This window comes from Pseudomonas sp. R62 (genome assembly GCF_000257605.1).
Lineage (GTDB): Bacteria > Pseudomonadota > Gammaproteobacteria > Pseudomonadales > Pseudomonadaceae > Aquipseudomonas > Aquipseudomonas atacamensis.
Window position 1 is genome coordinate 1 of record NZ_AHZM01000869.1, and the last position, 1,286, is coordinate 1,286.

Annotated in this window: 1 protein-coding gene; it reads right to left on the reverse strand. The window is 55.2% G+C overall.

The features are described 5' to 3' along the window. Positions 1–53: 53 nt before the first annotated feature. Complete coding sequence (locus tag OQK_RS00740) at positions 54–1,196, reverse strand: IS481 family transposase (protein WP_016770679.1); 1,143 nt, start codon at positions 1,194–1,196, stop codon at positions 54–56. Positions 1,197–1,286 lie beyond the last annotated feature (90 nt).

Sequence of the window (1,286 nt, forward strand, 5' to 3'; positions counted from 1 at the left end):
GTGTATGTACCGGAGACATGGTGGACACATGTTCGGAGACATGGTGGACGGTTTTAGATCTTCTTACCTGCCGTCACGACCTGCAAGTTCAAGTCGATTCGGGCGATACGATGTCTACTCCAGTAGACATCGTGGATGCCGTCCTCCGTCGTTTCCCGGATAGCTACTGATCTTCCGTAAAAAGCCTTTCCGACCATGTATTCACGATTCCTCCAGTAGATCTCTCCTTTTACCTGAACCTTCCTGACCACATCCCCATCGTCGTACTCCGGTGCCGCTGGTTGCTCCTGGTATTCCCGTGAGCTGCTGCTGTAGCGAGTAGCAGGAACCTGCATGTTCAGTGCTTGATGCGGACGCTTCTGGTTGTAGATATCACGCCAGATATCAAACGCCCGTTGTGCATCGTCCAGATCGATGAAGAGTTGGCCTTGTAGGACTTCCCTTTTCAGACTGCGGTGGAAGCGCTCCAGCTTTCCCTGGGTTTGCGGGTGATAAGGTCGGGAGTGGCCGACCTTGATGCCCTGGCTCATCAGCCAGACCTCCAGTGCGGTATAAACGCCGGTCTGGTCACCCCATGGCGAACCGTTGTCCATCGTCATGCGCAGAGGCAGACCGTAGAGCCGAAAGGCCCGCATTAGTTGCTCCTGGACGGTTCGGCGCTGCTCATTGGCGCACGCAGCGATGCACAGTGAGAACCGCGAGTGATCGTCCAGTATCGTCAGCGGATGGCAACGTCCGTGGCTCAGGCTGATATGGCCCTTGAAGTCGATCTGCCAAAGATCGTTGGGCGCCTCGTGCTCGAACCGGATAAACGGTTTGATCTCGGCAGCCTTTGGATCAACGCGCGAATGACGCTGTAAAACCGCATGCACGGTGCTGACAGAGGGCATCACTTTGCCGTCGTCTTCCAACACGCGCTTGAGCTTGCGAGCGCCCCAAGCGGCGTACTCCTGACTCATGGTCAAAATCTGCTGCTCAACCTCTTCAGCGCAGCGTTTGGGTGACGTCTTTGGTCGTCGAGACTGATCGATCAACCCTTGCGCACCGAGATTTTCAAACCTGCTGAGCCATTTGTAGGCAGTGCTTGGGCTGATATTGTATCGACGGCAAAGCTGCCGAACATTGGCCCCTTCTTGCCGAGCCAACAGCACGAATTCCGAACGAAGCTGCACAGTGGACACCTCTTGCCAAGACACAGGCCATCTCCTTCGCGATGAGCAATGTGCCTATTAAAATGTGTCCACCATGTCTCCGAACACCTGTCCACCATGTCTCCGGTACATACA